At 57.5% G+C, this 318-nt stretch carries 1 protein-coding gene; it reads left to right on the top strand.

Going from position 1 to position 318, the window contains the following annotated elements; all coding sequences use genetic code 11:
• Nucleotides 1-124 precede the first annotated feature (124 nt).
• Nucleotides 125-318, top strand: a 194-nt coding sequence (locus AC1RPW_RS08315) for a hypothetical protein (protein WP_481769493.1), incomplete at its 3' end; no start/stop codon positions are given.

Raw genomic sequence — 318 nt, forward strand, 5'->3', positions numbered from 1 at the left:
TTGTCCAATTGATTCCGGCTATCGGCCCCATAGTTATTTCCAATTGGCCCGGCACCCGATTCCTATTCATAATCGGGGTCATCGGCTCACTGAGCCATTAACCGCTGACGCTGAGGAACAGAAAATGACGAACACGAACGCAAGCGCCCCCGTCCGGTGCAAGGGCTATCAATCCGTGTCGTTTGCGCGTGCTGAGGCACCGAGCGACGTAATCGGCTCGTTCTATGCCGTGTACCCGGATGGCCGCGTCTATGAAACGCCGATCACACTCGCGCAGTATCGTACGCACCTGTTTGCGTTCCGGGGTGCGCGGTGGGT

Source organism: Dellaglioa sp. CoH-55-MRSF-8 (assembly GCF_056782195.1).